Source organism: Ilumatobacter sp., assembly GCF_049588435.1.
Lineage (GTDB): Bacteria > Actinomycetota > Acidimicrobiia > Acidimicrobiales > Ilumatobacteraceae > Ilumatobacter_A.
This window is the reverse complement of sequence record NZ_JBAVYV010000180.1, coordinates 1-2,902: the sequence shown is the minus strand read 5'-3', so window position 1 is coordinate 2,902 and position 2,902 is coordinate 1. Positions and strand designations below refer to the sequence as shown.

Sequence of the window (2,902 nt, the reverse complement as noted above, 5' to 3'; positions counted from 1 at the left end):
CGCACCGGCGATGCTCAGGACGATGCCCTGGGGCGGCACGGCGAGGGTGAGATCGCGGCTCGAGGCGAAGGCAATGGTGATCCCGGCGCCGAGCAGCGTACCGACGACGCCACCCATCCCCGCCAGTAGCACCGACTCGAACAGGAATTGCAGACGGATGTGGCGCTTCGTCGCACCGAGCGCTCGGCGCACACCGATCTCAGTGGTCCGTTCGAGCACCGACATCACCATGATGTTGGCGATGGCGACACCGGCCACCAGCAGGGCGACCGCCCCGAGCCCGATGAGCAGTCCGGTCAGCGCCTCGTCGGCGGCCTTGCGGGCGAGGAGCGCGTCCGACGGACGGGTCACCTCGACGGCGTCGGGCTGCTGGGGATTCACCGTGGGTGGGATCACCTCGGCGACGTCGTTGAGAAACTCCGGTTGGGCCCGCACATAGAGGGTCGTCGGTGACTCGGTGGTTTCGAACTCGGTGGCCGCCACCGGATAGCCGATGAGTGCGGCCCGTTCGATGTCCGGGTGCAGGGGGAGGTCATCGAGGATCCCGATGACCGTGAACCAGGTGCCGTCGACGAAGACGCGGGGACGCGGGTCCAGGTCGGCGATTCCCAGTCGTTCGGCGGCCACCGACCCGAGAACCACGGTCGGGACCGTCTCCGACGCCGCATCGAGAAAGCGTCCCGACCTGAGCTCGCCGCCGAGCTCGTCGATCAGATCGGTCCGCGAGGCGAGGAGCCCGATGCCTCCTGTCTCCAACTCCGGGATGAACTCGCTGCGTCGCACCGATGCGTTGACGGTGGTCGTCTGTGTCGTGGATTCCACTGGACCAATCCGGGCCGCCATGATCCCCGCCTCCTCGGGCACCTCCGATCCGGTCCCGAAGACGCCACCCCCCGGCGTCACCCGCAGGAGGTTCGTGCCGAGCTGGTCGAGCGTGGCGATGAGGTCGGCCCGGCCGGACGCCGAGATCCCGATGACCGCGACGATGGCAGCGATCCCGATGGCGATCCCGATTGCGGTGAGGACCGCCCGCGCCGGACGTGCCACGAGGCCGCGGAAACCGAGTCCGATGAGGTCCCCGACCCGCAACCGGCTCTTCATGGGCGTGCTCGGGTTGGGGCTTCCTCGTGTCACGATGACACCGTGGCGGTGTCCGACAGCACCTTGCCGTCGCGGAGTTCCACAACCCGGGGGAAGCGGGAGGCGAGATCCTGGTCGTGCGTGATGACGACGAGTGTGGAGCCCTCGGCGTTGAGCGCGGTGAACAGGGCGGCGATGTCGTCGCTCGTGTGGGAGTCGAGGTTGCCGGTCGGCTCGTCGGCGAACACGATGCTCGGGTCGCCGACGAGGGCGCGGGCGATGGCGACCCGTTGACGCTCGCCACCCGAGAGCTGGCTTGGACGGTGCGTGAGACGATGGCTGAGCCCGACCCGGGTGAGGGCGGCGACGGCCCGTTCGTTGCGGTCACGGCGGGGTAGGCCGCGGTACAGCAGACCCTCGGCCACGTTTGCGGTGGCGGTCATCCCGTCGATGAGGAAGAAGTCCTGGAAGATGAAGCCGATCCGGTGGGCCCGAAGACCCGAGAGAGCGCGATCGCGGAGGCCAGCAACGTCGATGCCTGCGATCTCGACGGTCCCGTCCGTCGGGAGGTCGAGGGCGCCCATGAGGTGGAGCAGCGTCGACTTCCCCGAGCCTGACGGGCCGACGACGGCGACGAGCTCGCCGTTGGCGACACGTAGATCGACGCCGTCGACGGCCCTCACCTCCGGCGTTCCGGGATAGATCTTGGTCACGCCGCGGAGATGGAGGGCGCTGCCGTCGGTGGGGCCCACCTGGCTGGTCATTCTGGCACGAGCACCGTATCGCCCTCGGCGATGTCGCCCGACACCTCGACCAGGCCGTCGGCGAATGTTCCCGTCTCGACCGCGACGAACCGAGAGCCCTCTCCCGTGTCGACTTCCACGGCGTAGCCGCCCTCGGCAAGTGCGAGGAGTGCCTCCACCGGGACCGCGAGCACGCTGGCGGCCCGGCTCGTCTCGACGTCGATGTCGACGGGGGTCGCATCGAGATCGCCGGCGAAGCTCTCGTCCTCGAGGTCGATGGTCACCTCGACCACGCGGCGGGCGTCCGGGCCTTCCCCGTCGGTGGTGACGATGCGGCTCACCGTCGAGACAACGGCTGTCGTCATGGTCCCGTCGGGAAGCTCGAGGTCCACTTCGTCTCCCGGGACGAGGAGGTCCTGTCGGTCCGCATCGAGCAGGACGATCACCTCGTGGTCGCGTGCCGACGTGCCGAACACGGGAGAGCCGGGCGCCACGGTCGCTCCCGTCTCGGTGAATGACGACCCGACCCGCACGGGTGCGGAGATGAACACGATGTCCGCTGGCGTGATGAGACCGGTGACCTCGCGGTCGAGCGACTCCTGCCACGCCTCGATGGCGGCGGCCGTGGATGGGGTGAACTCAGTGTCGACGGTCATCTCGCCCTCGTCGTCGAAACCCTGCCTGGCGAGGTTGGTTTCCAACTGTTCGACGTCGGGTCCGTTGGCGACTCCCTCCTCGAGCGTCCGCCACGCAGGCCGGTCACCGATGAACGTCACCACGCCCGAGCCGTTCAGCTCGTAGGCGATGTCGCCTCGTCCGAGCACACTGCCACCCTCCGGTAGGGCGGTGATGGTGCCGGGCGCCGAAGCGAACACGGTGCCCGGGTCGCGGAACTGCAGCAGCCCCTCCAGGGTCTCGTATTCGATCAGGTCGGTGCGGACGATGGTCGCTTCTGCCAGATCCACTGTCGCGACCGGTTCGGTCGTGGTTGGCTCGTCGTCGCTGAACCGGTCGATGGCGAGGAACCCGCCGACACCGACGGCGACGATCACCAGCACCGCAAGCACGATCCCCCCGAA

The 2,902-nt window shown here is 68.7% G+C and carries 3 protein-coding genes; all 3 read right to left on the bottom strand.

Going from position 1 to position 2,902, the window contains the following annotated elements:
• Positions 1 to 1,134: ABC transporter permease (locus WBV89_RS06515; RefSeq protein WP_423980521.1), on the bottom strand; the 1,134-nt coding region annotated here is incomplete at its 3' end.
• Positions 1,131 to 1,844, bottom strand: coding sequence for an ABC transporter ATP-binding protein (locus WBV89_RS06510; protein ID WP_423980520.1), 714 nt, complete (start codon positions 1,842 to 1,844; stop codon positions 1,131 to 1,133). The genes WBV89_RS06515 and WBV89_RS06510, both read right to left, overlap by 4 nt.
• The coding region (locus WBV89_RS06505; protein WP_423980519.1) for a peptidoglycan-binding protein at positions 1,841 to 2,902 on the bottom strand (1,062 nt) is incomplete at its 5' end. The genes WBV89_RS06505 and WBV89_RS06510, both read right to left, overlap by 4 nt.